Below are 23,090 nucleotides of genomic sequence, written 5' to 3'. Positions count from 1 at the left end.
CTTTCGCGACACAAGGCCGCTCCTACAGTGATTGCGTGCACATGCTGCGTATTCACCCCACAAACCGGGCCTGGCGCCGCCGCACCTCCTCGCGCACCGCCGGAATCACCCAGCGCCCGTAGTCCACCGTGTCATACAGCGGGTCATAGCCCCGGTTGAGAAAGGTGGTCACCCCAAGGTCGACATAATCGAGCAGCGCCTGGGCCACGGTCTCCGGCGTGCCCACCAGCGCGGTGGTATCGCCATAGGCACCCACCGCAGTCGCGGTCGGCATCCACAACGCCCGATCATGTCGGTCGGCACGGGCGGCGGCGGCCAGCAGGCGTTCGGAACCGGTGCCCTTGATGCGTTTCTGCCAAGGGCTGTCGGCCGCAAACTGTGGGTTGGCCTTGATCTGCGCGAGGATCTGTTCGGCACGCTGCCAGGCCTGTTCCTCGGTGGCACCCAGGATCAGCCGTACCGATAGGCTGACCCTTGGCGCCGCCACGCCTGCGGCGTTGGCGGCAGCCTTGAGTTTGCCGATCTGCTCGGCCACGCCGCTCAGCGGCTCACCCCACAGGGCATACAAATCCGCATGTTTGACGGCGATCTGGTAGGCGATGTCGGACGAGCCTCCGAAGGAAATCGGGATATGCGGCTGCTGCAGCGGCTTCACCGGGGAAAAGGCACCCTTGATATTGAAGTAGCGGCCCTCGAAGTCGAACGGCTCCTCCGCCGTCCAGGTGCGACGGACAATCTCCAGGTATTCGTCGGCACGCCGGTAGCGCTCGGTCTTGTCCAGCAGCGTGTCCCCCTCCTGCGGCTCGGCGGTGATACCGGTGATTGCATGCAGGCGGATGCGCCCGCCGCCGGTGGTGTGGTCGAGCGTGGCGAATGCCCGTGCGGCCACCGTCGGCGCGGTCAGGGCCGGGCGGTGGGCGATCATGAAACCCAGGCGCTCGGTGTGCGCGGCAGCATAGGCGGCTATCTGCAGGCTGTCGGCGCTACCAGGGCCGCTGGCGATCAGCACCCGGTCGAACCCGGCATGCTCATGGGCGCGGGCGTGGTGACGGATGAATGGCAGGTCGAAGTCGGGTGTGCGTACGCCACGGGTCTCGGACCACTGGCGGGGGAAGATCATGCCGACAAATTCAATGGACATGGCGAAGGCCTTTCAGGTTGAGGAGGAATCAGAATTGGTAATCGACCTGGGCCAGCAGCGTGCGGCCCGGCATCGGTTGCAAGAAGGTGTTGGTGGAGCCAGCCAGGCCACTGACGAAATTCAGCTCGTCGGTAACGTTGAGCATGCGCACCGTCACGCCCCATTGCGGCTGGCGGTAGTACACGGCAAGGTCGAGGTTGTATTCGTCCGGCACTTTCACCGTCTTGCTCAGGTTCAGGTACCAGCTGCTGGTCCACCAGCCGGAAAGCTCGACGCCAAACCCTGAGTCGAAGCGGTAGTCGACATACCCGCCGGCGTTGTATTCGGGGATCTGCACCGCATCGAACTTGCCGGACGGGCGCTGGTTGAGGCTGTTGTTGTCGCCGAACACGGTGCCGTTGTCGGGGATAAAGCCGGCCGAGGCAAACCCGGCCTGGCTGGTGAACTCGTTGTAGGCGCTGATGCGGCTGAGGTTGAGGCCGCCGCGCAGGTGCTGGTCCTGGTAGCGCAGGGTCGCTTCCCAGCCTTTGACGATCAGCCGGGCGATGTTGTTGTTGCTGTCCGGCGACTGGTCGCGCGCCTGTTTGTAGGCAGCCAGGGTGAAGAACAGCTGGTCGGGCACAGCCTCCACTTTCAACCCGACCTCATGCAACACGCTCAGGCTCTCGAAGGCCAGCGGGTTGAGCTGGTTGGCCCCCGTGCCGCTGCCCCAGCCCAGGCCGTTGGTGAAGAAACCGGTATTCACCGCCAGCGAGCGGTCGAAGGTGTAATACAGCGTGCTGTTTTCGGTGGGTTTGAAATAGGGGCTGACCTGCACCGAGAACAGCCGGTAGTTGTCCGAGTCCTTGCGCGGGTTGCCGCCGGGCAGCACGAAGGGGTTTTCGATACGTGCGTCGATCCAGCTGCGGCTGGCGCCCACGTTCAGGCCCACGCGCTCGCCCAGGCGCAGGTTGTGCTGGCTGAACAGGGTCTTGGTGGTCCAGGTGCTGTCGGCGGTGTAGGGCGCTACCGATTCGGCATACAGGCCATGCCCGGCCGGGTACATGGCGGGCAGGTTGAGCCAGCCGTAGTAGTTGGAAAATTGCGGCACGCCGGGTTGGCCGATCCAGGCAGCGTTGCCACCGGCGGGGTTGCGGCCGCTCAGGCCGAGCAGGTCGCCGGGGTTCTTCAAGGTGGGGTCGAGGGTCAGGTCATAGGCGTTGATGGTGCTGCCGAAACTGTTGTTGGCGGCGATCGACTCGTTGCGCTCGCGGCGATAGATCAGCCCGGTGTTGCTGTCATCGACCAGGGTCAGGTCGCCCAGCTGAAATTGGCCACGGGCGCGGAACTCGAAGCGGTTGTCGAAGATGTCGTCCTTGCCCTGCACCTGAAACGCCCCGACGGCATCGGTGGTGTCGGTGGAGTGCTGGTAGAAGGTGCTGTTGGCCAGGGTGATCGAGGGGGTCAGGTCACCTTCGACGCGCAGTTGGGTCGTAACGCGCCGCGAGCGGTTTTCATCCTGCGCGCGCTGGCCCGTCTGTGACGACAGCGAGGCCAGGCCGTTGCCCGCCAGCGACGGGTCATAGACCCAGCCACGCAGGCTGCCGGGGTTGGCCTGGGTGTTGGGCGACGCGCCCTGGAAGCTGCCGTTGACCACCTGGTACTGGCCCTGGGCATTGCGCTGGCGCTGCACCCAGCCAAGTACCTGGGCATCGGAGGCGCCGGAGGACAGCACGGGCGACCACAGGGTATTGCCGTTCTGGATGACCGGTGTGGCGCGGCCGGCGTAGTACTTGCCGTGGTCGACCAGGTCCTGGGTGGCGCGGTTCCAGCCGTGGGTGATGTTGTAGTCGTAGTAGTCATCGTAGGCGGCGTTCCAGTCGACCCGAAGGTTGTCGTTGCGCCAGGCGAGGGCACCGTAGAAGGCATCGAAGTTGTTCTCGATGTTGTCGTAGAAGTCTTCCTGGCGCTGGCGGGTGATGCTCACCCGGTAGGCCAGGTTGTCCGTCAGCGGGCCGGTGTTGTCGATGCTGAACTTGGTGGCATCGCGTGATTCGCCATCGGGGATCCAGCTGCCGATTTCGCCGCTGAGCTTGGTGCGGAAACGGTTGAAGTCAGGCTTCTTGCTCAGGTAGTTGACGTAGCCGCCACTGCCGCTGACCGAACCGTAGGTCACTGACGACGGCCCGGCGACGATGTCGGCGCCTTCGTAGGCATTGAAGTTGGCCGGGTGGCGCACCCCGTAGGCGCGCTGGCCATCCTGGAACACCTCGGTATTCTGCCCGCGCATCTGCGGGGCGATGCCGGCGTTCTGGCCACCGCCGCGGGTGATGCCGGGGGCGTACTTGACCAGGTCGTCGGAGCTGCGGATCGGGTCGTTGGCCAGTTGTTCGGCGTTTATCTGGGTGACCGAGCGCGGGGTGTCCAGCACCTTGGCTTCCAGGCCGCCGTAGATCGAGGCGGGCGGTCGGGTGGGCAGGGCATCGTCGTCAGTCTGTTCGGCCTGCACGGTGACGGTTTGCAGTTGGGTGTCTTCGGCGTGGGCCAGCGGCGCGCTGGCGGCCAGAATGGCCAGCGCCAGTGCGCTGGGCTGGAATTTGGGGTGCAGCAAGGTAACGCGGGGCATTGGCTGGGCCTCGTTCAATAGCAGGAATGTGGGAGAAGCGAGGGCGCAGCCGCGCCTGCGGTTGGGTGGGTATCTCTCAAGCCTGTCAGGAGGTTCTGCGGGAGCGGGCTTGGGGCGGATCAGGTTTTCAGCCACAGGCTCTCGAACCGCCATGTACTGAACAGCGACTGCTCCGCCTGTGCGCCACCCACGCGTGTGCTGACACTGTCGAGCAGGTCGGCAAAGCCCCATATCAGCATGCCGCCGCGCTCGTACTGAATGCGTTGCGCGCGGTGCACCAGCGCCTTGCGTTGCTCCAGGTCCGGCTGAGCCATGGCAGCGAGGAAGGCCTCGCTGAATTCGCGGTCGTGGAAGTGGGTCTTGTTGGCTACTGCGAACGGCGCGTCGGTGTGGATGGCACTGGCCAGGAACGGCGCACCAATGCTGCCCCCTGTACTTAATGTCCAGTCGTCGCGCTGCGGGCCCTGGAAGGTGGCCAGGTCGACCTGGCGCACGTTGAGGGTGACGCCGATACGTCGGGCCTGCTCGGCCAAGACCAGGGCCGAAGCCAGCCCCGGCCCTGGTGTGGTCACCAGGTCCACCTGCAGCTGTTCATGGCCAGCTTCGCGCAGCAACTGCGCTGCCCGCTGCGGGTCGTAGGGGCGCGGGCCGATGCTGTGGTCGAAGGTGGGGTCGAACGGTGCATACAGGTCGTTGGCCACCCGGCCCTGGCCATTCAGCGCACGGCGCACCAGTTCCTCGCGGTCGGCCAGCAGGCGGAATGCCTCCCGCACGCGCGGGTCGTCGAACGGCGCCTTGGCGGTGTTCATGTCGAACGACAGCCAGTTGCCGCTCACCGACTTCAGCAGCCGCAGCCGTGGGTCGGCCTGCAGTACCTGCAAATGCTCGGTGGACATGACGTTGGCCATGTCGATCTGCCCCGCACGCAACGCCGCCAGCCGGCCGGTCTGGTCCTTGAAGTCGATGATCTCCAGTTCATCGGCGTAGGGCTTGCCAGGCTTGTAGTAGTTGTCGAAGCGGGTGAACAGCGAGCGCTGGCCCGGGGTGAAGCTTTTCAGTTTGTACGGCCCGGCGCCGACCGGGTTGGTGACCGGGTGGTAGTCCACCGGTACGATGCCGCCGAAGTTGACCCAGGTTTCCGCCAGTGGCAGGTAACTGCGCCCCTCGCGAAAGCCCAGGCGCACGGTGCGGTCATCCAGCTTGATCAGGTTGTCGCGGTCCACCCAGTGCAGCAGCGCCGCATAGGGCGAGGCCAACTGCGGGTCGGTGAGGCGGCGGATGGAAAAGATCAGGTCATCGGCGTCGATGGTCTTGCCGTGGTGGAATTCCAGCCCCGGTTTCAGCCGCAAGGTCCAGCTGCTGGCATCGGCATTGGGCTCGGCGAACTCGGCCAGGGCCAGGCGCGGCTGCATTTGCTCGTCCCATTCCCACAGTTTGCTGTACAGCGCAAAGCCACGCACGATGCCGCTGCCAATGGGCTTATGGGCGTCGAGGTTGCCGCTCTGGTTGCCGTCGATGATGCCCAGGCGCAGGCGCCCGCCATGGCGGGGCTGGTCGGCTGCAGCATGGGTCGGGCTGTCGGCCTGGCCGCAGCCGGCCAGCAGCCCGCCCGCCAGCACGCCGGCGTGGCCGAGGAAGCCGCGCCGGCTCAGTGGGTAACCGTCCCTGGCCATGGCGTCAGGCCCCGTTGCTGGCGTGCAGTTGCACGGGTTCGGCTAGCGGGCGGGCAAGGGCTGCGCGCTGTGCACGGAAGTGCGGCAGGATGTGCTCGCCAATGCGATAGGCCTCTTCCAGGTGCGGGTAGCCGGCGAGGAAAAACAGATCGACACCGATGCCGTGATACTCGCGGATACGCGCCACCACGTTGGTGTAGCTGCCCACCAGTGCGCAGCCCGGCGGGATGCCGATGTAGCCAAAACCGGTCCACACATTGGGGTGGATGAAGAAGTCGTCGAAGGCCTGCTGCTCGTCCTGGTCGCTGTAGCCGTGCTCGTAGCTCAGCTTGCGCGCGGTGCGCAGGCCAGCGTGGGCGGCGCGGGCCTTGACCGTGCCTTTGGCCACGCCTTCGTCGAAGAAGCGCTTGGCCTCGGCCAGTGCGGCTGCTTCGGTGTCGCGGGCGATCACGTCGATGGACAGGCCAAAGCGGATGTCGGTACGGCCCCACTTCAGCGCCCGGGCGCGGATGTCGGCGATCAGCGCGGCAATTTCGTCAGGGTGCTCGGCGCGCATCAGGTAGAAGTCGGCGTGCTTGGCGGCGAACTCCCGCGCTGCCACCGACGAGCCAGCGGTGCAGATCAGCGGCAACTCGGCTTTTTTCAGCGGGCCGCGCAGGCCACCGCCCTCGGCGCGGTAGTAGGTGCCTGCGTAGTGGAACTGCTCGTTGTGCCAATAGCCGCGCACCACGTCCATGAATTCGGTGGCACGGGCGTAGCGCTGGTCATGGTCTTCAAAGTCGCCGACCTGGCGCTGGATGGCATCGGAGCCGCCGTTGATGATGTTCCACACCAGTCGGTTGCCGGTGGCGCGCTGGTAGGTCGCGGCCTGTTGCACGGCCACCCACGGGGTGTAGTGATAGGGCTGGAACGCGGTGACGAATTTCAGCGTGCGGGTTTCCCGGGCCAACAGCGAGCACACCGTCCATGGCTCTTCGCCGGTGGGGGCGTTGACCATCAGCGCGCCGCCAAAGCCGTTTATTTCAGCGGCGCGGGCGATTTGGCCGAGGTAGTCGATATAGGTGAAATGGTCTCCTACGACAAACCCCGATACCGCACCGGTGCTGGCCTCGCCCGCATGCCAGTCGCCACGGTTGCGTGGGTCGCCGGGGAGGAATTGGGTTTCGCCATGCAAGGGCAGGCGGGTGAAGAATTCGATGCTCATGGGCTGGCCTCCTTACTGGACGCTTGGGCTGCAATTGGGGGTAACCGGCTGGCCGCTGATGACCTGGCGGGCGAAGGGAATCGAGTCCTTCAGCGAGGCATTCACCGTTTCGCTGTGGCCCAGGCCCTTGTACAGGTGGCCCTGCACCACCGAGCCGGCCTTGCAGGCGTCCTGCATCAGCGCCACCTGGGTAGCGGCGGCGGGGGTCTTGTCCTCGGCGCCGGTGCCGATGAAGATCGGCTGGGCCAGTTTCAGGGTCGGGTACGACACCTGCGCCAGCCATGGCTTGAGCTGGTCGCCCTTATAGTCTTTCTTGGCGTTGGCCGGGGTCAGGCCTGTGCCCACCACGTCGCTGACCAAGGCTGACAGGCAGCTGGTGCGCGCTTGTTCGAACAGCGGCAAGGCCTTGTCGGTGTAGAATTCGCGCGGGTCGATGCTCGGGTCGTACTGCTGCGCCGCCAGCAGGGTGTAGAAGCCATAGGCCAGGGCCGGGTCGACCTTGTCCTGGTCCTGTTCACCGACATTCTTCGAGCCCACGGTGTAGATCACCCCCGTGCCGATACTGCCCTTGACGCCCAGCTTGGGCGCATAGGTCGCCGCATAGGCACCCGCGGCAAAGGCCCCCGCGCCACCTTGCGACTGGCCTATGATCAGCACTTTGTCTGCCAGCCCCGGCACGCCAGCTACCACAGCCTTGGCAGCATCGAGAATGCCGTAGGCGGCCATGCGGTTGTTCAGCAGCGGGTGGCCGCCCGGCACACCGAGGCCCTGGTAGTCGGTGGCGACGATGGCGTAGCCCTCCTCGAGCCAGCGGTTGAGGTATTGCACGTCGCGGTAGCTACGCCCAGCCCAGGACGGCGCGCAGATATCCGCCACGCCGACTGTGCCATGGCCCCAGCTGGCGACCGGCCAGCCGCCTGCCGGGGCCTTGCCTTTGGGGATGAACAGTGCGCCGGAAACCACGACGGGGGTCTTGCCGTCGATGCCATCCAGCGAGGTGTAGAGAATGCGCTGGGCGCTTGCTGCATTGGGCAGGCTGAGCGCCTGGTCCAACGGTTCGCTGCGCAGCAGTTTCCCAGGCGTGGCGGGGATGACCTTGCTCCAGGTGTAGAAGGCCGACACACGGCCATCGCCCTGTTGCGGGTCAGGTTTGGGCGCGTAGGTTTCAGCGGCCATGGCACCGATGGACAGGGCCAGGGCGCTGAGGCCGAAGATGAGCGAAGCAGGCAGTTTCATGGGTAAGGCTCTCAAGGTTGTTGGCTGATCTGGGCGTCGAGGGACGGCCAGTAGTGGGTCAGTTGCAGGTCGATCAGCGCCTGGCGGGTAAAGCCTGTGGCCAGGTCGCTGGTGATGTCGTAGGGCGTGCGGATCAGCCGGTTGGCCAGGGCGTACTGGCCCAGGGCGTCGTAGTGGGCCTTGAGCTGGGCATCGCTTTTCGGCGCCCAGCGCGCCTTCCACGCGACCGGGTCGTCCTGGTCGTCTCGGCGCAGCACGCTTTCGCTCACACCGGCGCGCGAAGACAGCCCGTAGTAGGCGTCGCGGTTCTGTTCCTGGGAGATCCACCAGGCCGCGCGCACCCAGGCGGTGGCCACCAGTTGCGTCAGGTCGGCGTGCTGCTGCACGAAGCGGTCAGTGCCCCACAGGTCCGAGACCAGCCGCCAGTCGTTGGCGCCTTGCTTGGTCGACCAAAGGATGCGCGCGACGCCTTTGTCTTCCAGGGCGTAGGCTTCGTTGAGCAGCACGGCGGCGTCGACCTTGCCGGCGGACACTGCAGCGGCGCCCACCTGTGGGTTGAGGTTGGCGATCTTGAAGTCACTGAGTGCCAGGCCCTGGCTTTGCAGGAAGTTGCTGAAGGCGAACTCCCATGGGCGGCCGCGGTGCAAGGCCAGGCGCTTGCCCTTGAGGTCCTGGATGCTGCGCACCGTCGAGTCGCTCGGTACTACCAGGTAGATGTTGTTGCCGCTGCCACCCGGTACCACCAGCTTGCCCGGCACCTGGCCGGCACCGGCGATGACCGAAGGCAGGTCGCCGCGGACGGCAAAGTCCAGGCTGTCGTTGCTGAAGCCTTCGTTGATCTGCGGCCCGGCGCCGGCATGGGGCAGGGCGGTCCATTGCAGTTTCACGCCGCGGGCGGCCAGTTGCTGTTCCAGCCAGCCTTCTTCAATCACCCGCCCGGGGATGCCGCCGAACACCGGCGCACCGCCCTGGGTGAAGGCGACGATGGCGATGCGCACCGCCGCCGGTGGCTCGGCTGCCAGCGCAGCCAGGCTGAAGAACAGGCCGCCCAGCAGGGCGAGGGCATTACGCCAGGGATTGTTCATGTGCAGCTCCAGGCAAAGGTTCTACAGGCCAAGAGCGAAATGCATGCCAGCATGCCATGAAGGGGCTACAGCCCTTTATTTACAGGGGCTCCTGCCAAGGGGAAGTGGGTATGGAATTAAAGGCCTGCTGGTCGACGGGCAGGCGAGTGCTGCCGGGTTGCTGCTGTAGCAGCAATTGGTTGCTGGAAATTTGAATATTTCCAATTCGAATATCTAAATATTAATTAATAATTTTTTGATCTAATTTGTTTCATGCACTATGGGCCTGCGCGTCAACTGCCAGGAATGCCCCTATGTCGCTGATCACCCACCCCAATGCCCGCGAGCTGACCAAGTCGGTACGTGCCACCGTGCTCGTGTTCAAGGACCCGCGCTCCCAGGAGCTGCTCAGCCGCATCGAGCGCCTGGCGCCCAGCGAGGCCAATACCCTGATCATCGGCGAAACCGGCACCGGCAAGGAGCTGGTCGCCCGTCATATCCACCACCTCAGCCGCCGTGGGCGTGAGCCATTCGTGGCGGTGAACTGCGGTGCTTTTGCCGAAACCCTGGTGGAGAGCGAGCTGTTCGGCCACGAGAAAGGCGCGTTTACAGGCGCCACCAGCAACAAGGCCGGCTGGTTCGAAGCGGCCAATGGCGGCACATTGTTCCTGGATGAAATCGGCGACCTGCCGCTGAACATGCAGGTGAAGTTGCTGCGGGTGCTGCAGGAGCGTGAAGTGGTGCGCCTGGGCTCACGCACGCCAATCCCGATCAACGTGCGGCTGGTGGCGGCGACCAACGTCAACCTGGCCGATGCGGTGGTGGCGGGGCATTTTCGTGAAGACCTGTTCTACCGCCTGCATGTGGCGACGATTCGCTTGCCGCCGCTGCGCGAGCGGCCGGGGGACATCCTGCCGCTGGCGGAATTTTTCATCGAAGAGCATTGCCGACGCCTGGGTTACGAGCCTGCCTCGTTGAGCCCGGATGCCGAGCGCAAATTGCTGGCGCATAGTTGGCCGGGCAACATCCGCGAGCTGGAAAACGCCATTCACCATGCGTTGCTGGTCTGCCGGTATCAGGTGGTGGCACCGGCGGATCTGCACTTGGTCGATATGCGGCCACAGGTGGCGGCGCCTGCGGCCCATGCGTATTTGCCGGCAGCGAGCGCAGCACCGCCTGACCTGGAAAGCGCGTTGCTGGCGTTGTTCGAGCAGAATGTGCCGAATTTGTATGAGCACATCGAGGAGACGGTGTTCAGGGCGGCGTATCGGTACTGCCACGGCAACCAGTTGCAGACAGGGCGGTTGCTGAACATCAGCCGCAACATCGTGCGGGCGCGGCTGGAGAAAATTGGCGAACTGACAAAAGCTTGAGTTGCGGCCTGCGCGGTTCCTGTAGGAGCGGCCTTGTGTCGCGATGGGCTGCAAAGCAGCCCCGGGGATCTCAACGTCAACGCAAAGAGAGCTGGGGCTGCTGTGCAGCCCATCGCGACACAAGGCCGCTCCTACACGGACCGCGTCAGCGTTCGGTTATTTGATGAAGCGCACCTGGCTGTTGATCTTCTCGATCACTGCCCCTTTACGCTCGTTGAAGCGGGCCTTGTTCTGCTCGAACAGGTTGTTGCCTTTGGTATCGATGGAAATGATCAGCGGCCCGAACTCGCGCACGCGGTTGACCCACAGTGTCTCCGGCATGCCCAGGTCCTGCCACTCGGCGCGCTCGATCTCTTCCACCTGGGTTGCTGCCAGCACTGCACAACCGCCCGGGAACACCGCATGCACCGCCTTGTTTTCCAGGCAGCCGGTGGTGGTTTCAGGCCCCATGCCACCTTTGCCGACAATCAGCTTCACACCGGTCTGCTCGATGAACTGCTTCTCGAACTTTTCCATGCGCATGCTGGTGGTCGGGCCGATGGAAACCATCTCGAAGCTGCCATCGTCTTTCTTCCTGACGATGGGGCCGGCGTGGAAAATTGCGCCGCCACGCAGGTCAACCGGCAGTTCGCGGCCCAATTCGATGAGGCGCCGGTGTGCCACGTCACGGCAGGTCACCAGTTGGCCTGTGAGGTAGACGACATCACCGACGTTGAGGTTGGCCAGGTCTTCGTCGCTGATCGGTGTGCTCAGGATCTTTTTCACAGTACTACCCCTTCGTGCGAGAGGATGTCGTAGGTCAGGTCGGCGTTGATGCGGATCTTGCCGCGGCGATGTGCCCAGCAGCCGGTGGACACTGCCACGCCGATGGTGGAGGGGTGGCGGGCCGAGGACTCGATGTTCACGCCCATTACGCTGCTGTTGCCGGTGAGCCCCTGCGGGCCGATGCCGATTTCGTTCAGGCCGTCCTCCAGCAGCTTTTCCATCATTGCCGCGCTTTCGTTGGGGTGGCTGGAGTCCACCTCGCGCAGGATGGCCTTCTTCGACAGGCGTGCTGCAGTTTCCACCGAAGTCGAAACCCCAACCCCCACCAGCAGCGGCGGGCAGGCGTTGACGCCGCGAGAGGTGATGACATCGAAGACGAACTCGGTCACCCCTTCATAGCCTTGCCCCGGCATCAGCACCTTGGCCGAGCCTGGCAAGGTGCAGCCGCCACCGGCCATGTACACATCGACGATGGCGTAGTCGGCATCGGGGATGATTTCCCAGTCCAGCCACGGGATTTTCGAGCCGGTGTTGGTGCCGGTGTTCTTCTCGATGAAGGTTTCCACCGCGTTGTGGCGCAACGGCCCCTGGATGGTGGCTTCTTTGGTGGCGTTCTCGAGGATGCCTTCCATCTCACCGAGCAGCGGGAAGCGCGCGCCGGCCGAGACGAAGTACTGGATCACCCCGGTATCCTGGCAGCTAGGGCGGTTGAGCTTGTCGGCGTATTCCTGGTTGTCGGCCATTGAGTCGTATACGGCGATGGCCAGCGGGTTGGTTTCGGCGGCGCGCAACTTGGCGGTCTTTTCCTTCACATCTTTGGGCAGCCGTTTGCCGATGTAGGCGGTGAACTTGGCCATCACGTCGGTAAGCGATGACACGGCGGTTTCTTTGTCCATGATTATTTCCTCACTGCATCACAAGGCGGGTTCTTTTTGCTGTTATCGAAAGGTCAGGGTGTGGGTGTGCCGGCCTCCAGTTGTGCAAGGGCAGGGCGGGTCTCGGTGGGTTGTGGTTCTGCCGGTAGCTGGCCGTCCAGGGCCTGGGCCATGCGTTGCTTGTCCAGTGCGCCGACCCAGTTGGCGATAGCCACGGTGCCGACGGCATTGCCAATGGTGTTGGTGATGGCGCGGGCTTCGGACATGAAGCGGTCCACGCCCAGCAGCAGCACCATGCCGGCCACCGGGATGTTGTCCATGGTCGCCAGGGTTGCGGCCAGGGTGATGAAGCCCGAACCGGTCACCCCTGCGGAGCCCTTGGAGGTAAGCAGCAGCACGCCTAGCACGAGCAGTTGGTCCATCAGGGTCAACGGCGTGTTGGTGGCCTGGGCGATGAAGATGGCGGCCATGGTGTAGTAGATGCACTGGCCATCCGGGTTGAAGGTAAGGCCCGAGGGGATCACCAGGCCCACCACCGGTTTGGACACGCCGACCTTTTCCAGCTTGTTCATCAACTGCGGCACCACCGACTCGGACGAGCTGGTGCCCAGTACCGTGAACAGTTCTTCCTTCAGGTACTTGAGGAACTTCCACAGGTTGAAGCCGGACAACCGGGCAATGGTGCCCAGCACGATCACCACGAACAGGAAGCAGGTCAGGTACATGGTTGCCATCAGCTTGCCCAGCGACACGATGGAGCCCAGGCCGTACTTGCCGACGGTGAAGGCCATGGCGCCACAGGCAGCCAGCGGGGCCACACGCATGATCATGCCGACGATGAAGAACATGCCGTGGGAGAACGCTTCCAGCACATCCACCATGGGCTTGCCACGAGGGCCAAGGTGCGAGAGGGCGATACCGAACAGGGTGCTGAACAGCAGGATCGGCAGGATCTCGTTCTTGGCGAAGGCGTCGGTCACGCTGCCGGGTATCACATGCAGCATGAAGTCGATGAAGCCGCCGCTATTGCCGGCTGCGGCAGCGGTGTAGGTGGAGATGCTCTTGGCATCGAGGGTGGCAGGGTCGACGTTCATGCCCTGGCCGGGCTGTACGAGGTTGACCACCACCAACCCCAGCACCAGGGCAAAGGTGGACAGCACTTCGAAGTAGATCAGCGCACGCACACCCACGCGGCCGAGTTCCTTCATGTTTTCCATCTTGGCGATGCCCAGCACCACGGTGGCGAAGATGATGGGGGCGAAGACCATCTTGATCAGTTTGATGAAGGCGTCGCCGATGGGCTTCAAGTCTGCGCCAACCTGTGGCCAGAACACCCCGATCAGCACCCCGAGGGTTACGCCGATCAATACTTGTACGTAAAGCTTGCCGAACAATCGCTTGGCCATTGCCGTCTCCGAATTATTGTTGTGAGTCGGATTTATCTGGCGGCTGGGCTGATCGTGAGGTGCAGGTCACACCTGGCCTTGGCGGCCGAAGAGCCCAGCTTTGTTGTGGTTAATCACGCAGGGCAAAAGGTAATGGTTTTTCAAAAATGCTGTAATACAATGAAATTCAACTCATTGTTTCCTTCAGGTTAATTATGAATCCGGTATCGGAGCTGGCGTTTTTCACCCAGCTGATCAGGGTGGGCAGCCTGGCGGGCACCGCGCGCGAACTGAACCTGACGCCGCCCGCAGTCTCCAAGCGCCTGGCGCAGCTGGAGCAACGCCTGGGCGTGCGGCTGCTTAATCGCACCACACGCAGCATCAGCCTTACCGCCGAGGGCGAGACCTACCTGGTGAATGCCCGGCGGATACTGGGTGAGATCGAGGAAATGGAGCGCCAGGTGTCCAGCAGCCGTGCCGAGCCCAAGGGCCTGCTACGGGTCAATGCGCCGCTGGGTTTTGGCCGTACGCATGTGGGGCCGGCAGTGTCGTCGTTTGCCAAGCGCTACCCCGAGGTAGAGGTGCAGTTGCACCTGACTGACCGCCCAATCGCCCTGCCGAACGACGCTATCGATGTGGCCATCCGCTTTGGTGAGCTGCCTGATTCGCGGCTGATCGCCCGCAAGATCGCTGCCAACCGCCGCCGGTTGTGCGCGGCGCCCGGTTACCTGGAGGCCCACGGCACCCCAGAAGCGCCAAAAGACCTGGCCAGCCACAACTGCATCGTGTTGCGCCAGAACGATGCTGCGTTCGGCATCTGGCGCCTCAGCCGCGGCAAGCAGAGCGAGTCGGTGAAGGTGCGTGGCAGCCTGAGCACTAATGATGGCGAGGTCGCCCTGAACTGGGCCCTCGATGGGCAAGGCATCCTGATGCGGGCCGAGTGGAACCTGGCTGACCACCTGCGCAGCGGGCGGCTGGTGGAAGTGCTGGGCGACTACCACACCCCGCCTGCGGATATCTATGCGGTGTACCTGGAGCGCCTGAACCTGTCGGCCAAGGTCTCGTGTTTTGTCGAGCACTTGAGGACGTTCTTCCGACAGGGAGAAACCCTGGCTGCGTGGCAGTGAGCCGGTTTGCAGATGGTGTGCAGTCGGCTCAAGGCTTGCCGAAAACCTTGGTTCTCATGGCCGCCAAGAAACGCCTGTACAGATTAATTTGAATCAAATACGATGCATTTATGTGGATTTCTACATTATGCATTGTATACGGTGCAAATTTTATGGATGTTTTAGGCAAACTGATCAAAAAGCTGCGTAAAGATGCCGGGCTTTCCCAGGCCCAGCTCGCGCAACGTCATGGCATGAGCCGTGCGACCATCTCTGGGATCGAGAACAACTCGATCCCCGAAGTCGGCATTCGCAAGGTTGCAGCAATCCTGGAGGGTTTGGGATACGAACTGACGGCCACGCCCAAGCGCCGGCGTAGAACACTCGATGAGCTGAAGGCCGGGGGTATCCATGATCAGTTCGAGTGATCGCTTGTACGTCGGCGCGGGCGACGCCACTGTCGGCACCCTGGGGCGCAGTGACGAAAATCCGCGTGATACGGTCTTCACCTACAACCCATCGGCTGGCGAAGCGCAAGCCGTCTCCCTGACCATGCCAACGCGCCTGGAGAGTTACAAGTGGGAGTATGGAATTCACCCCTTGTTCGAGATGAACCTTCCGGAAGGACACCTCAAGGAAGAGCTGATGCGGCGGTTCAGCAAGTCGGTGCGCGGATTTGATGATTTCGCCTTGTTAGGCATTGTCGGCCCTCACCAACTGGGTCGGATCAGCATCGCCCAGCATCTCGGTGACGAACCCGTGCCGGCCATGAAGCTGTCCAGCTTGCTGGTTCACGACGGTGCAAAAGACCTGTTTGCCGAGCTTTTGAGTACATACGCGGCCTATTCAGGCGTATCCGGTGTTCAGCCCAAGGTGCTGGTGCGCGATATCGATGCCAGCACCCCTGATGTAGACCGGGTCACCCACCGCGGGGCAACACACCTGGTCAAGGCATTCAACGAATCAGATTTTCCTCAGTTGGCGGCCAACGAGTATTTCTGCATGCGTGCGGCGTTGCATTGCGGCCTGCAAGTACCTGAACTCCAGCTTAGTCAGCAGGGGAGGTTTCTGGTGGTTCAACGCTTTGACGTCGGCGATAACGCCTACCTGGGCTTTGAGGACATGTGCGTGCTTTCGGGGTGGGGCACTCGCAAGAAGTATGATGGCAGCTACCAAGGCTGCGCGCAGTTGATCAAGCTGTATGTCACGCCCGGTCGGGTACCTCGTGCGCTGGAAGACTTTTTCACCATGGTTGCGTTGTGCGCCGGTATCCAGAACGGCGATGCTCATTTGAAGAACTTCGGCCTGCTCTACGAGAACTGTGCCGAGCACGCCGACATCTGGCTCGCGCCGGCCTATGACTTGGTGACCACGACCGTGTACAACAGCCACGACATCATGGGGCTGTTGCTGGGCGGGTCGAAAGCGTGGCCCAAGCGCAAGATGCTGGTGCAGTTCGGACGCACCGCCTGCAACCTCACGCAAGCGCGCTGCGAGGAGTTGCTCAACCGAGTGGAAGTCGGCATGAACCGTGCGATGGCGGAGCTTTCGGATTATCGCAACAGCCATCCGGCCTTCGAGCCTGTCGGGGAGAGGATGGCCGCTGCATGGGCTTTGGGGTTGAACAGAAGTATTGTGGCCTAGGCTCCTTTCGAACCCTGGTTCACGTTTCACAAGCTGTGTTTCGAGTCAGCTATGCAAAGCAATTGCGAAATCCGGTCAGACTCGGGTTAAATGAGAGTCATTATTAAAGACGCCCTGATCGGTTCTACCATGTCCTGTGCTGACCCTTCCCTGCAAAAAGCCGTGCACACGCTTTACGAGGACCATCATTCCTGGCTGTGCGGATGGCTGCGCCGCAAGCTCGGGTGTATGGAGCATGCGGCCGACCTGGCCCAGGACACGTTCATGCGGGTGCTGACCCTGCGCAAGGCGGCCGAGCTGCAACAGCCACGGGCGTATCTGAGCAGTGTCGCCCGTAGCCTGATGATCGACATGTTCCGCCGGCGTGCCGTGGAGCAGGCCTACCTGGAAACCCTCGCGGCACGGCCCGAGCATCTAGAGGTTTCGCCCGAGGCTCGCCTGGTGATCATCGAGACCCTGCTGGAAATCGATCGGCTCCTCGACGGCTTGGGCACGCGTACCCGCGAGATCTTCCTCATGGCCCAGCTCGATGGCTTGAGCTATGTGGAAATCGCGCGGCGCCTGGATGTTTCGCTCACCACCGTCAAAAAACACGCCGTGCGGGCACTGACCCACTGCCTGATGCTGGCCGAGGCCTGAGCCATGGCGGGTGCTGAACCATTGGACCGCAACACACTGGAGGCTGCCGCACGCTGGTATGTGGAGCTGCGCTGCGAGGCGGATGACAGCACGCGAGCGGCGCATCAGCGCTGGTTGTCGAGTGACCCGCGACACTTGCAGGCCTGGGAGCGCCTGGCACGCTTGCAGGGCAAGCTGGCGCAGGTCACACCCGGTATTGCACGGCCGACGTTAAGCAGTGCCAGGGCCAAGCGGCGTGAGGTACTCAAGGTGTTGTCGGTGCTGCTGGTCGCGGGCGCGACCGGGGGTGTGGTGTTGCGTGATGGCGGCGTTGCGCAGTGGATGGCCGACGTGCGCACAGGCGTTGGCGAGCAGCGTTCGGTGCGGCTGGACGATGGTAGCCAGTTGCAATTGAACACCGACACCGCTGTTGATATTCGCTACGACGGCCAGTGGCGCGCACTTGAGTTGCTGAAAGGGGAGATCCTGGTGCAGACCGCATCGGATGCATTATCCCGCCCGTTCATCGTGCATACCGGCCAGGGGAGTGTCCGCGCACTGGGTACGCGTTTTATCGTGCGCTGCGACGACGACGTTACGCGGGTGTGCGTGCTGCAGCATGCGGTGCAAGTGCGCAGTGCACAGACCATGGCGGCTGTGCGGGTAGAGGCCGGGCAACAGTTGCAATTCAGCACCGAAAAGATCGGCAACGTGACACCGCTAGCGGCGATGGCAGACGCCTGGTCCCGCGAGATGTTGATTGTGGATGACTGGCGCCTCGCTGATGTGGTGAGTGAACTGCAGCGGTATCGGCCCGGGTACCTGGGTTGTGATGAGGCCGTGGGCGGGTTGCGACTGTCCGGGGCGTTTCACCTGGGCGACATCGATATTGTCCTGGAAAACCTGACCACCACGCTGCCTGTGCGCATTCGTCGCTTCAGCCGGTACTGGACGCGCGTCGAGGCTGCCTGAAGCCTGATGCCGGCAGTGGAGCATTAGGTCTGCTGCGCAGCCCATCGCCGGCAAGCCGGGCTCCCACAGGTACGGTGCAGCCCTCAAGCATTGCACTGTACCTGTGGGAGCCCGGCTTGCCGGCGATGGGCCGCAACGCGGCCCCATAATGCTTGATTGAGTGTCATGGCCTGAAGGCTGGCGATTTTTTTTGCCTGGGGGGTTATCGATTGTCGTTCTCGTTCGACTTGTAGGTAGACGCGCACCAAGCGCAATGAAAAAACTGCCGCAGGGCGAAAGGAAACCGCATGCTCGCTGTCAACGATTGCAACCGCATCCTATTGATCAACTCCACCAGGACCAAACTGGCGCGTGCCGTGAATCGCGCATTGTTCAGCGTGGCGCTGGCGACCCCACTGGCAACGGTAATGGTCGCCAGCCCTGCCATTGCCCAAAGCCAGGCTGAAGCTTCGTTCGATATTGCCGCCGGCCCGCTGGCCACGGCGCTCACGCAATTCGCTTCGGCAGCCGGGGTGACGGTGTCATTCGAGCCGTCATCGGTGCAGGCGCTGAAGTCGCCCGGCCTGCATGGCCGCTACAGCCCCGATGCCGGCCTGCGCCAGTTGCTGGCGGGTAACCGGTTGCAGGTGTTGAAGCAGGCCAATGGCAGCTACTCGCTGCTGCCCATGGTCGGTGACGATTCGACCTTGCAGCTTGATACTACCAGCGTAACCGGTGCGGCTGCGGAGTCTGCCTATGGGCCGGTGAATGGCTACGTTGCCAGCCGCAGTGCCACCGGGACCAAGACTGACACGCCAATCCTGGAGATCCCCCAGGCCATCAACGTGATCACCGCCGACCAGGTGCAAGCCCAGGGGGCGCGCAACCTGACCCAGGCGCTGCGCTACACCCCGGGCCTGGCTACCGGCGGCTTTACCGATCGCAACAGCATTGCCGACGAAATCACCAGCCGCGGGTTTGCCCCGACCCCGCTGTACCTGGACGGCGCGTACCTGCCGTATGCCGGTAGCCTTGGGGGCGCACCCCAGATCGACCCCTACACGCTGGAGCGTATCGAAGTGCTCAAAGGCCCATCTTCGGTGCTGTACGGGCAAAACCAGCCGGGCGGGCTGATCAACATGGTCTCCAAGCGCCCCACCCGCGAGCAGCGTAGCCAGGTGAAGCTTGGCGCTGGCAGCTACAACCGGGTCAACGGTGCCTTCGATACCAGCGGCCCGCTGGACGAGCAGAAGGCCTTTACCTATCGCCTGGTCGGCGTTGCCGACAAAGGCAACGAGATGGTCGCTCACGCGCACAGCGAGCGCTTGTTGCTGGCGCCGAGCCTGACCTGGGCGCCAAACGAAGACACGTCCCTGACGCTGCTCGCCCAAGTCCAGCGTGATGATGGCTTGCCCGATTATCAGACGTTGCCGATGATCGGCTCGCTCAAGCGTGGCCCGACAGGCCAGCATATCGACCGCGACTTCTTCTCGGGGGACTCGCGGTACAACGATTACAAGCGCAACCAGTACATCTTTGGCTATGACTTCAGCCACCGTTTCAGTGACGAACTGGCGTTTCGCTCTACCGCGCGCTACACCGATGTACGCGACCGCTACAAAGGCTTCTACCTGCGCAGCTTCGTGACGCAAGGCGATGTGGTGGACTACACCCGCGCCAACCGGGTCAAGCTTGACTGGCGCCAGCACAACATCGCCTACACCATCGATAACAACCTGGAGTACACCTTCGACACGGGCGCACTGCGGCACACCTTGCTGGCCGGCGCGGACTACCGTCACTTCTCGCGCAAGTACGATGGCTACAACGCCTACAACGTGTTGCCTGTCGACCTGTATGGCAAGAACAACTACCCCACCAGCAACGTGACGCCGGTGCTGGATACCCGTTGGGACAACACGCTGCGCCAGACCGGGGTGTACGTGCAGGACCAGATCAAGCTGGACAACTGGATCCTGACCGTAGGCGGGCGCCAGGACTGGGCGGAAGTCGACAACAAGGATCTGCTGGCGCACAGCATTGCCTCCCAGCGCGACACCAAGTTCACCGGGCGCATCGGCCTGACCTATGTCACCGAGTTTGGCCTGGCGCCGTATGTCAGCTATTCCCAGTCGTTCTTGCCAACCGTGGGCACGGCAGCACCCGAGCGCGGCGGCAAGGCGTTCGAGCCAAGCGAAGGCGAGCAATACGAGGTGGGGCTGAAGTACCAGCCAGTCGACGGCACCTTGTTCACGGCTTCGGTGTTCCAGGTGAAGCAGAAGAACATGCTGACCGGCGATACCGAGTACCCGCAGTACCAGACGCAAAATGGCGAGGTGCGCTCGCGTGGTGTGGAGCTGGAGCTCAAATCCAGCATCGAGAATGTCGATGTACTGGCCGCTGCCACCTACATCGACTCGTTCTATACCAAGAGCACCTACGGCGACAAGGGCAACCGCAACGAGGCGCAGGCCCCGGTTTCTGCCACACTGTGGGTGGATTACCACTTCACCCAGGCCACCCTCAATGGCCTGACCTTCGGCGCCGGGGCACGTTATACCGGCCGCAAACAGGGTAACTCGGCCAATACCTTCGAAGTACCGGCCTATGCCGTGTATGACGCCACCGTCAGCTACGACCTGGCCAAGCTCGACCCAAGCCTGCGCGGCCTGCAGGCCAGCGTAAACGTGCAGAACATCTTCGATCGCGAGTACGTATCGGACTGCAACTACGCGTTTGGCTGCTATTACGGACAGGAGCGGGTTGCGTCGGTAGAGATGACCTACGACTGGTGATCAAGCCCCCGCGCCACGCGGTATACTCCGCGCCATTTTGCCAATGGCGGGAGAACGCTATGCGCCAGGTTTTGCTCATCGTCGATGTACAGTCCACCTTCAGCCCGCCCGAGTGGCTGGTCGATGGCTTGCGGCGGTTGTCAGCGAACATTCCTACCATTGCCTCGGTCGAGTTGCACGACGAACAGGTCACGCCGTTCGAACGGCAGCTCGGCTGGCACCCGGCGGCCGAGGACGAAAGCCTGGTCGAAGCCGACCAGGTGTTCATCAAGCATGGCTACGGGCAGAGCGCCGAAGCCATCGAGTACATCAGGCAACTGGGTGTGGAGCGAGTGCTGGTGTGTGGACTGCAGACCGAAACCTGTGTGCTGGCCGCTGGCTTTGCTTTGTTCGATGCGGGGCTGACGCCCACCCTGGTGACGGACATGACGGTCGGGTCTTCGCTGGACCGGTCGGCCAAGCTGGGGATCGAGCTGTGGCAGCATCACTTCCGCCAGGTCACGACCTCGGCTGAAGTGCTGGCCGAACTGGCGGGACAACCCTAAACAATATTGTCACTTTGCTATCATGCAGTGCCAATGCGTATCATTGTCGATTGTAGTCCGCTGATCGAGAAGGATCTCCATGCTTAAAAAGCCATACCTGGCAGCTGTTCTGCTGCCTGTCACAATGCTCTGGGCGGGTCTTGCCCACGCCTTTATCGATGGTACCGACCGTTCAGTCACCCTGGAAAAGATCGCGCAGACGTTCGTCGTGCAGAAGGACGGCAGCTTCCGTCTGGATGTCGACAGCGTCATGCTGATCAACGAAGAACGCGCCATCAAGACCAATGCCCAGCACCCGGTAAGCTACAACCGTTCGCTGGAGACGCTGGAGGTGGTCGAGGCCTACACGCAAAAGCCCGATGGCCGAAAAGTGCAGGTGGATGCTGCGCACATCAAGGAGCAGCAGGAGCAGGCTTCTGCGCAGGCGCCGATGTTCCAGGACTCGGTCAACAAGGTGGTCATCTTCCCCGAGGTTGCGGTGGGGGACCGGCTGGTGCTGCGTTATCAACGTCACCGCGCTACACCGCTTTTCCCTGGGCAGTTCGAAGACATCACCGTGCCGCAGTTCTACCCGATGGGGCAGTTCTCGCTGACCTACGACCTGCCTCAGGGCATGCCGTTGCAGGCCGATGCCCGTGGTTTCAAGGCGTCGTCACCCGTCAGCGGGGAAGGGCGCACGGTGTATCGCTGGGACTATGTACCGGCGGCGCGGGCGCGGATCGAGACAGGTGCAGTGTCGTACCTGGACTACGGCCACTACCTGGCGGTTTCGACGTTCTCCGGCTTCAAGGACTTCGCCCAGGCCTACCAGGCCAGGGCCACGGCCGAGGTCACCCCGCAGATCAGTGAACTGGCGAAGCGCCTGACGGCCGGCTTGCCCACCGCGCGGGAAAAAGCCCTGACCCTCAGTGACTGGGTACGCGAGAACATCCGCTATGTGGCGGTGTACGTTGGCGCTGGCGGGGTGGTACCGCATGCCGCTCAAACCGTACTGGACAACCGCTATGGGGACTGCAAGGACCATGTTGCGCTGCTGGAAGCGCTGCTGAGCGCGGCAGGCCTCAAGAGCACCCCGGCCCTGGTGAACCAGGGCACTGCCTATGTGTTCCCCAAGGTGCCGACGTTGGGTGTGCTGAACCATGTGATCACCTATGTGCCGGCCCTGGACTTGTACCTGGACTCGACCGACCCTTCGATTGCTGCCGGTTACCTGCCCTTGACCGTGCTGAACAAGCGAGTGCTGCTGACTGCCACTGGCGAGTTTGGCAAAACCCCGGCCATGCAACTGAACCAGGTTTCCAGTGACTTGCTGTTCAAGGTCAAGGCCGATGGCGGCGCCGAATTCACCAATGTTTCGACGGTGAAGGGCTGGGCCAGCGAGATGAGCCGCTTTGGCGTGAAACTGATGAAGCCGGCGGACCGCGAAATGCTGGTGGAAAAAGTGCTGACCGCTTACGGGCAGCGTGGCACGGGTTCGTTCACGGTCGCGCCGCCCGCTGCCAGCGGTGATTTTGTCAGCACCGTGGACGGGCGCACGGAAAACCTGGTCAACCTGCCAGGGCCTGTTGGCGTACCGACCCTGACCAGCCTGGCCGGCGGTATCTCGCAGAATGTGTACAGCTTCACGCTGGAAAAGCAGCGCAGCCAGAGCTTCGTGTGCATTTCCAACGACACGGTGGAAACGTCGCGTTTCGAGTTCCCGGCCCAGGTCAATGTGTTGGCGATCCCCAAGCCTGTGCAGTTGCATGATGGCGATGTCGACTACAGTGCGCGCTACTCCCAGGAGGGCAACGCTGTGGTGGTGGAGCGGCGTTTCAAGTTCAGCCACCCGGATGTAGTCTGCTCGCCTGACGACTTCATGGAGATGAAACCGGTGCTGGAGGCGATGATCCGCGACCTGCAAAGCCAGATCATCGTGCAGGCGGGGTAGCTCTGATACCGGTCGGTTGAGCAATCAGGGCCGCTTTGCGGCCCATCGCCGGCAAGCCAGCTCCCACAGGTCCAGCGCAGGTCTCAAGTACCGCGCGGTTCTTGTAGGAGCTGGCTTGCCGGCGATGAGGCCAGCACAGGCAACTTCCACAGGTCCAGCGCAGGTCTCAAGTGCTGCGCG

Annotated in this window: 18 protein-coding genes; 9 read left to right on the top strand and 9 right to left on the bottom strand. The window is 62.9% G+C overall.

The features are described 5' to 3' along the window. Positions 1-52: 52 nt before the first annotated feature. The 6 genes from N805_RS11810 to N805_RS11785 form a co-directional block, all read right to left on the bottom strand. Positions 53-1,141, bottom strand: a complete 1,089-nt coding sequence (locus N805_RS11810) for an LLM class flavin-dependent oxidoreductase (protein WP_016500375.1) — start codon at positions 1,139-1,141, stop codon at positions 53-55. A gap of 28 nt (positions 1,142-1,169) precedes the next feature. Then, positions 1,170-3,746 carry a TonB-dependent receptor gene (locus N805_RS11805; RefSeq protein WP_028613537.1) on the bottom strand — a complete coding sequence of 859 codons (2,577 nt, stop codon included), beginning with the start codon at positions 3,744-3,746 and terminating at the stop codon, positions 1,170-1,172. 119 nt (positions 3,747-3,865) lie between these two features. Continuing rightward, positions 3,866-5,419, bottom strand: a complete 1,554-nt coding sequence (locus tag N805_RS11800; protein WP_028613538.1) for an ABC transporter substrate-binding protein — start codon at positions 5,417-5,419, stop codon at positions 3,866-3,868. A 4-nt stretch (positions 5,420-5,423) separates the two neighbouring features. Next, positions 5,424-6,623 (bottom strand): LLM class flavin-dependent oxidoreductase, encoded by a 1,200-nt coding sequence (locus tag N805_RS11795; RefSeq protein WP_028613539.1) that lies wholly within the window; start codon positions 6,621-6,623, stop codon positions 5,424-5,426. A gap of 12 nt (positions 6,624-6,635) precedes the next feature. Further along, positions 6,636-7,859, bottom strand: coding sequence for a lipase family protein (locus N805_RS11790; RefSeq protein WP_028613540.1), 1,224 nt, complete (start codon positions 7,857-7,859; stop codon positions 6,636-6,638). An 11-nt stretch (positions 7,860-7,870) separates the two neighbouring features. Further along, the gene (locus tag N805_RS11785; RefSeq protein ID WP_028613541.1) at positions 7,871-8,944 is read right to left on the bottom strand and encodes an ABC transporter substrate-binding protein; all 1,074 of its coding nucleotides are present in this window, start codon (positions 8,942-8,944) and stop codon (positions 7,871-7,873) included. Positions 8,945-9,237: 293 nt separating this feature from the next. Here N805_RS11785 and N805_RS11780 point away from each other — a divergent pair, with 293 nt between their 5' ends. Then, a complete protein-coding gene (locus N805_RS11780) occupies positions 9,238-10,296 on the top strand; it encodes a sigma-54 interaction domain-containing protein (protein ID WP_028613542.1) in 1,059 nt (352 codons plus the stop codon). Between the two features lie 156 nt (positions 10,297-10,452). On the opposite strand, the gene ttdB is transcribed toward N805_RS11780, so the two are convergent. Genes ttdB through N805_RS11765 form a run of 3 tightly spaced genes read right to left on the bottom strand, consistent with a single transcriptional unit; the run spans position 10,453 to position 13,342 of the window. Further along, positions 10,453-11,061, bottom strand: coding sequence for a L(+)-tartrate dehydratase subunit beta (gene ttdB / locus N805_RS11775; RefSeq protein ID WP_003259286.1), 609 nt, complete (start codon positions 11,059-11,061; stop codon positions 10,453-10,455). After that, positions 11,058-11,957: a L(+)-tartrate dehydratase subunit alpha gene (ttdA, locus tag N805_RS11770; protein ID WP_019472939.1), complete on the bottom strand. Its 900-nt coding sequence runs from the start codon at positions 11,955-11,957 to the stop codon at positions 11,058-11,060. Before ttdA ends, ttdB begins: the two co-directional genes overlap by 4 nt. A 53-nt stretch (positions 11,958-12,010) precedes the next feature. Next, positions 12,011-13,342: a dicarboxylate/amino acid:cation symporter gene (locus N805_RS11765; protein ID WP_019472938.1), complete on the bottom strand. Its 1,332-nt coding sequence runs from the start codon at positions 13,340-13,342 to the stop codon at positions 12,011-12,013. A gap of 194 nt (positions 13,343-13,536) precedes the next feature. On the opposite strand from N805_RS11765, the gene N805_RS11760 reads away from it, so the two are divergent. The 8 genes from N805_RS11760 (at position 13,537) to N805_RS11725 (ending at position 22,910) form a co-directional block, all read left to right on the top strand. Beyond that, positions 13,537-14,448, top strand: coding sequence for a LysR substrate-binding domain-containing protein (locus N805_RS11760; RefSeq protein WP_019472937.1), 912 nt, complete (start codon positions 13,537-13,539; stop codon positions 14,446-14,448). Between the two features lie 152 nt (positions 14,449-14,600). Further along, positions 14,601-14,855: a helix-turn-helix domain-containing protein gene (locus tag N805_RS11755; RefSeq protein ID WP_019472936.1), complete on the top strand. Its 255-nt coding sequence runs from the start codon at positions 14,601-14,603 to the stop codon at positions 14,853-14,855. Further along, entirely contained in the window at positions 14,839-16,071 is a 1,233-nt protein-coding gene (locus tag N805_RS11750) for a type II toxin-antitoxin system HipA family toxin (protein WP_019472935.1), read from the top strand. Before N805_RS11755 ends, N805_RS11750 begins: the two co-directional genes overlap by 17 nt. 129 nt (positions 16,072-16,200) lie before the next feature. Continuing rightward, positions 16,201-16,710 carry a sigma-70 family RNA polymerase sigma factor gene (locus N805_RS11745; RefSeq protein ID WP_019472934.1) on the top strand — a complete coding sequence of 170 codons (510 nt, stop codon included), beginning with the start codon at positions 16,201-16,203 and terminating at the stop codon, positions 16,708-16,710. Positions 16,711-16,713: 3 nt separating this feature from the next. Beyond that, positions 16,714-17,661: a FecR domain-containing protein gene (locus tag N805_RS11740; protein ID WP_019472933.1), complete on the top strand. Its 948-nt coding sequence runs from the start codon at positions 16,714-16,716 to the stop codon at positions 17,659-17,661. Between the two features lie 287 nt (positions 17,662-17,948). After that, positions 17,949-20,435, top strand: coding sequence for a TonB-dependent siderophore receptor (locus tag N805_RS11735; protein ID WP_019472932.1), 2,487 nt, complete (start codon positions 17,949-17,951; stop codon positions 20,433-20,435). Between the two features lie 59 nt (positions 20,436-20,494). Next, positions 20,495-20,980 (top strand): isochorismatase family cysteine hydrolase, encoded by a 486-nt coding sequence (locus tag N805_RS11730; RefSeq protein ID WP_019472931.1) that lies wholly within the window; start codon positions 20,495-20,497, stop codon positions 20,978-20,980. A 79-nt stretch (positions 20,981-21,059) separates the two neighbouring features. Then, the gene (locus N805_RS11725; protein ID WP_019472930.1) at positions 21,060-22,910 is read left to right on the top strand and encodes a DUF3857 domain-containing transglutaminase family protein; all 1,851 of its coding nucleotides are present in this window, start codon (positions 21,060-21,062) and stop codon (positions 22,908-22,910) included. Positions 22,911-23,090 lie beyond the last annotated feature (180 nt).

This window comes from Pseudomonas putida S13.1.2 (assembly GCF_000498395.2).
Lineage (GTDB): Bacteria > Pseudomonadota > Gammaproteobacteria > Pseudomonadales > Pseudomonadaceae > Aquipseudomonas > Aquipseudomonas putida_Q.
Note: the sequence above shows the minus strand (reverse complement) of the source record. Positions and strands in the feature narration are given on the sequence as shown.

Excerpts from the sequence above, each read along its gene's own strand:
- N805_RS11810 (WP_016500375.1), bottom strand. The coding sequence starts at position 1,141 with ATGTCCATTGAATTTGTCGGCATGATCTTCCCCCGCCAGTGGTCCGAG.
- N805_RS11805 (WP_028613537.1), bottom strand. The coding sequence starts at position 3,746 with ATGCCCCGCGTTACCTTGCTGCACCCCAAATTCCAGCCCAGCGCACTG.
- N805_RS11800 (WP_028613538.1), bottom strand. The coding sequence starts at position 5,419 with ATGGCCAGGGACGGTTACCCACTGAGCCGGCGCGGCTTCCTCGGCCAC.
- N805_RS11795 (WP_028613539.1), bottom strand. The coding sequence starts at position 6,623 with ATGAGCATCGAATTCTTCACCCGCCTGCCCTTGCATGGCGAAACCCAA.
- N805_RS11790 (WP_028613540.1), bottom strand. The coding sequence starts at position 7,859 with ATGAAACTGCCTGCTTCGCTCATCTTCGGCCTCAGCGCCCTGGCCCTG.
- N805_RS11785 (WP_028613541.1), bottom strand. The coding sequence starts at position 8,944 with ATGAACAATCCCTGGCGTAATGCCCTCGCCCTGCTGGGCGGCCTGTTC.
- N805_RS11780 (WP_028613542.1), top strand. The coding sequence starts at position 9,238 with ATGTCGCTGATCACCCACCCCAATGCCCGCGAGCTGACCAAGTCGGTA.
- ttdA (WP_019472939.1), bottom strand. The coding sequence starts at position 11,957 with ATGGACAAAGAAACCGCCGTGTCATCGCTTACCGACGTGATGGCCAAG.
- N805_RS11765 (WP_019472938.1), bottom strand. The coding sequence starts at position 13,342 with ATGGCCAAGCGATTGTTCGGCAAGCTTTACGTACAAGTATTGATCGGC.
- N805_RS11760 (WP_019472937.1), top strand. The coding sequence starts at position 13,537 with ATGAATCCGGTATCGGAGCTGGCGTTTTTCACCCAGCTGATCAGGGTG.
- N805_RS11755 (WP_019472936.1), top strand. The coding sequence starts at position 14,601 with ATGGATGTTTTAGGCAAACTGATCAAAAAGCTGCGTAAAGATGCCGGG.
- N805_RS11750 (WP_019472935.1), top strand. The coding sequence starts at position 14,839 with ATGATCAGTTCGAGTGATCGCTTGTACGTCGGCGCGGGCGACGCCACT.
- N805_RS11745 (WP_019472934.1), top strand. The coding sequence starts at position 16,201 with ATGTCCTGTGCTGACCCTTCCCTGCAAAAAGCCGTGCACACGCTTTAC.
- N805_RS11740 (WP_019472933.1), top strand. The coding sequence starts at position 16,714 with ATGGCGGGTGCTGAACCATTGGACCGCAACACACTGGAGGCTGCCGCA.
- N805_RS11735 (WP_019472932.1), top strand. The coding sequence starts at position 17,949 with ATGCTCGCTGTCAACGATTGCAACCGCATCCTATTGATCAACTCCACC.
- N805_RS11730 (WP_019472931.1), top strand. The coding sequence starts at position 20,495 with ATGCGCCAGGTTTTGCTCATCGTCGATGTACAGTCCACCTTCAGCCCG.
- N805_RS11725 (WP_019472930.1), top strand. The coding sequence starts at position 21,060 with ATGCTTAAAAAGCCATACCTGGCAGCTGTTCTGCTGCCTGTCACAATG.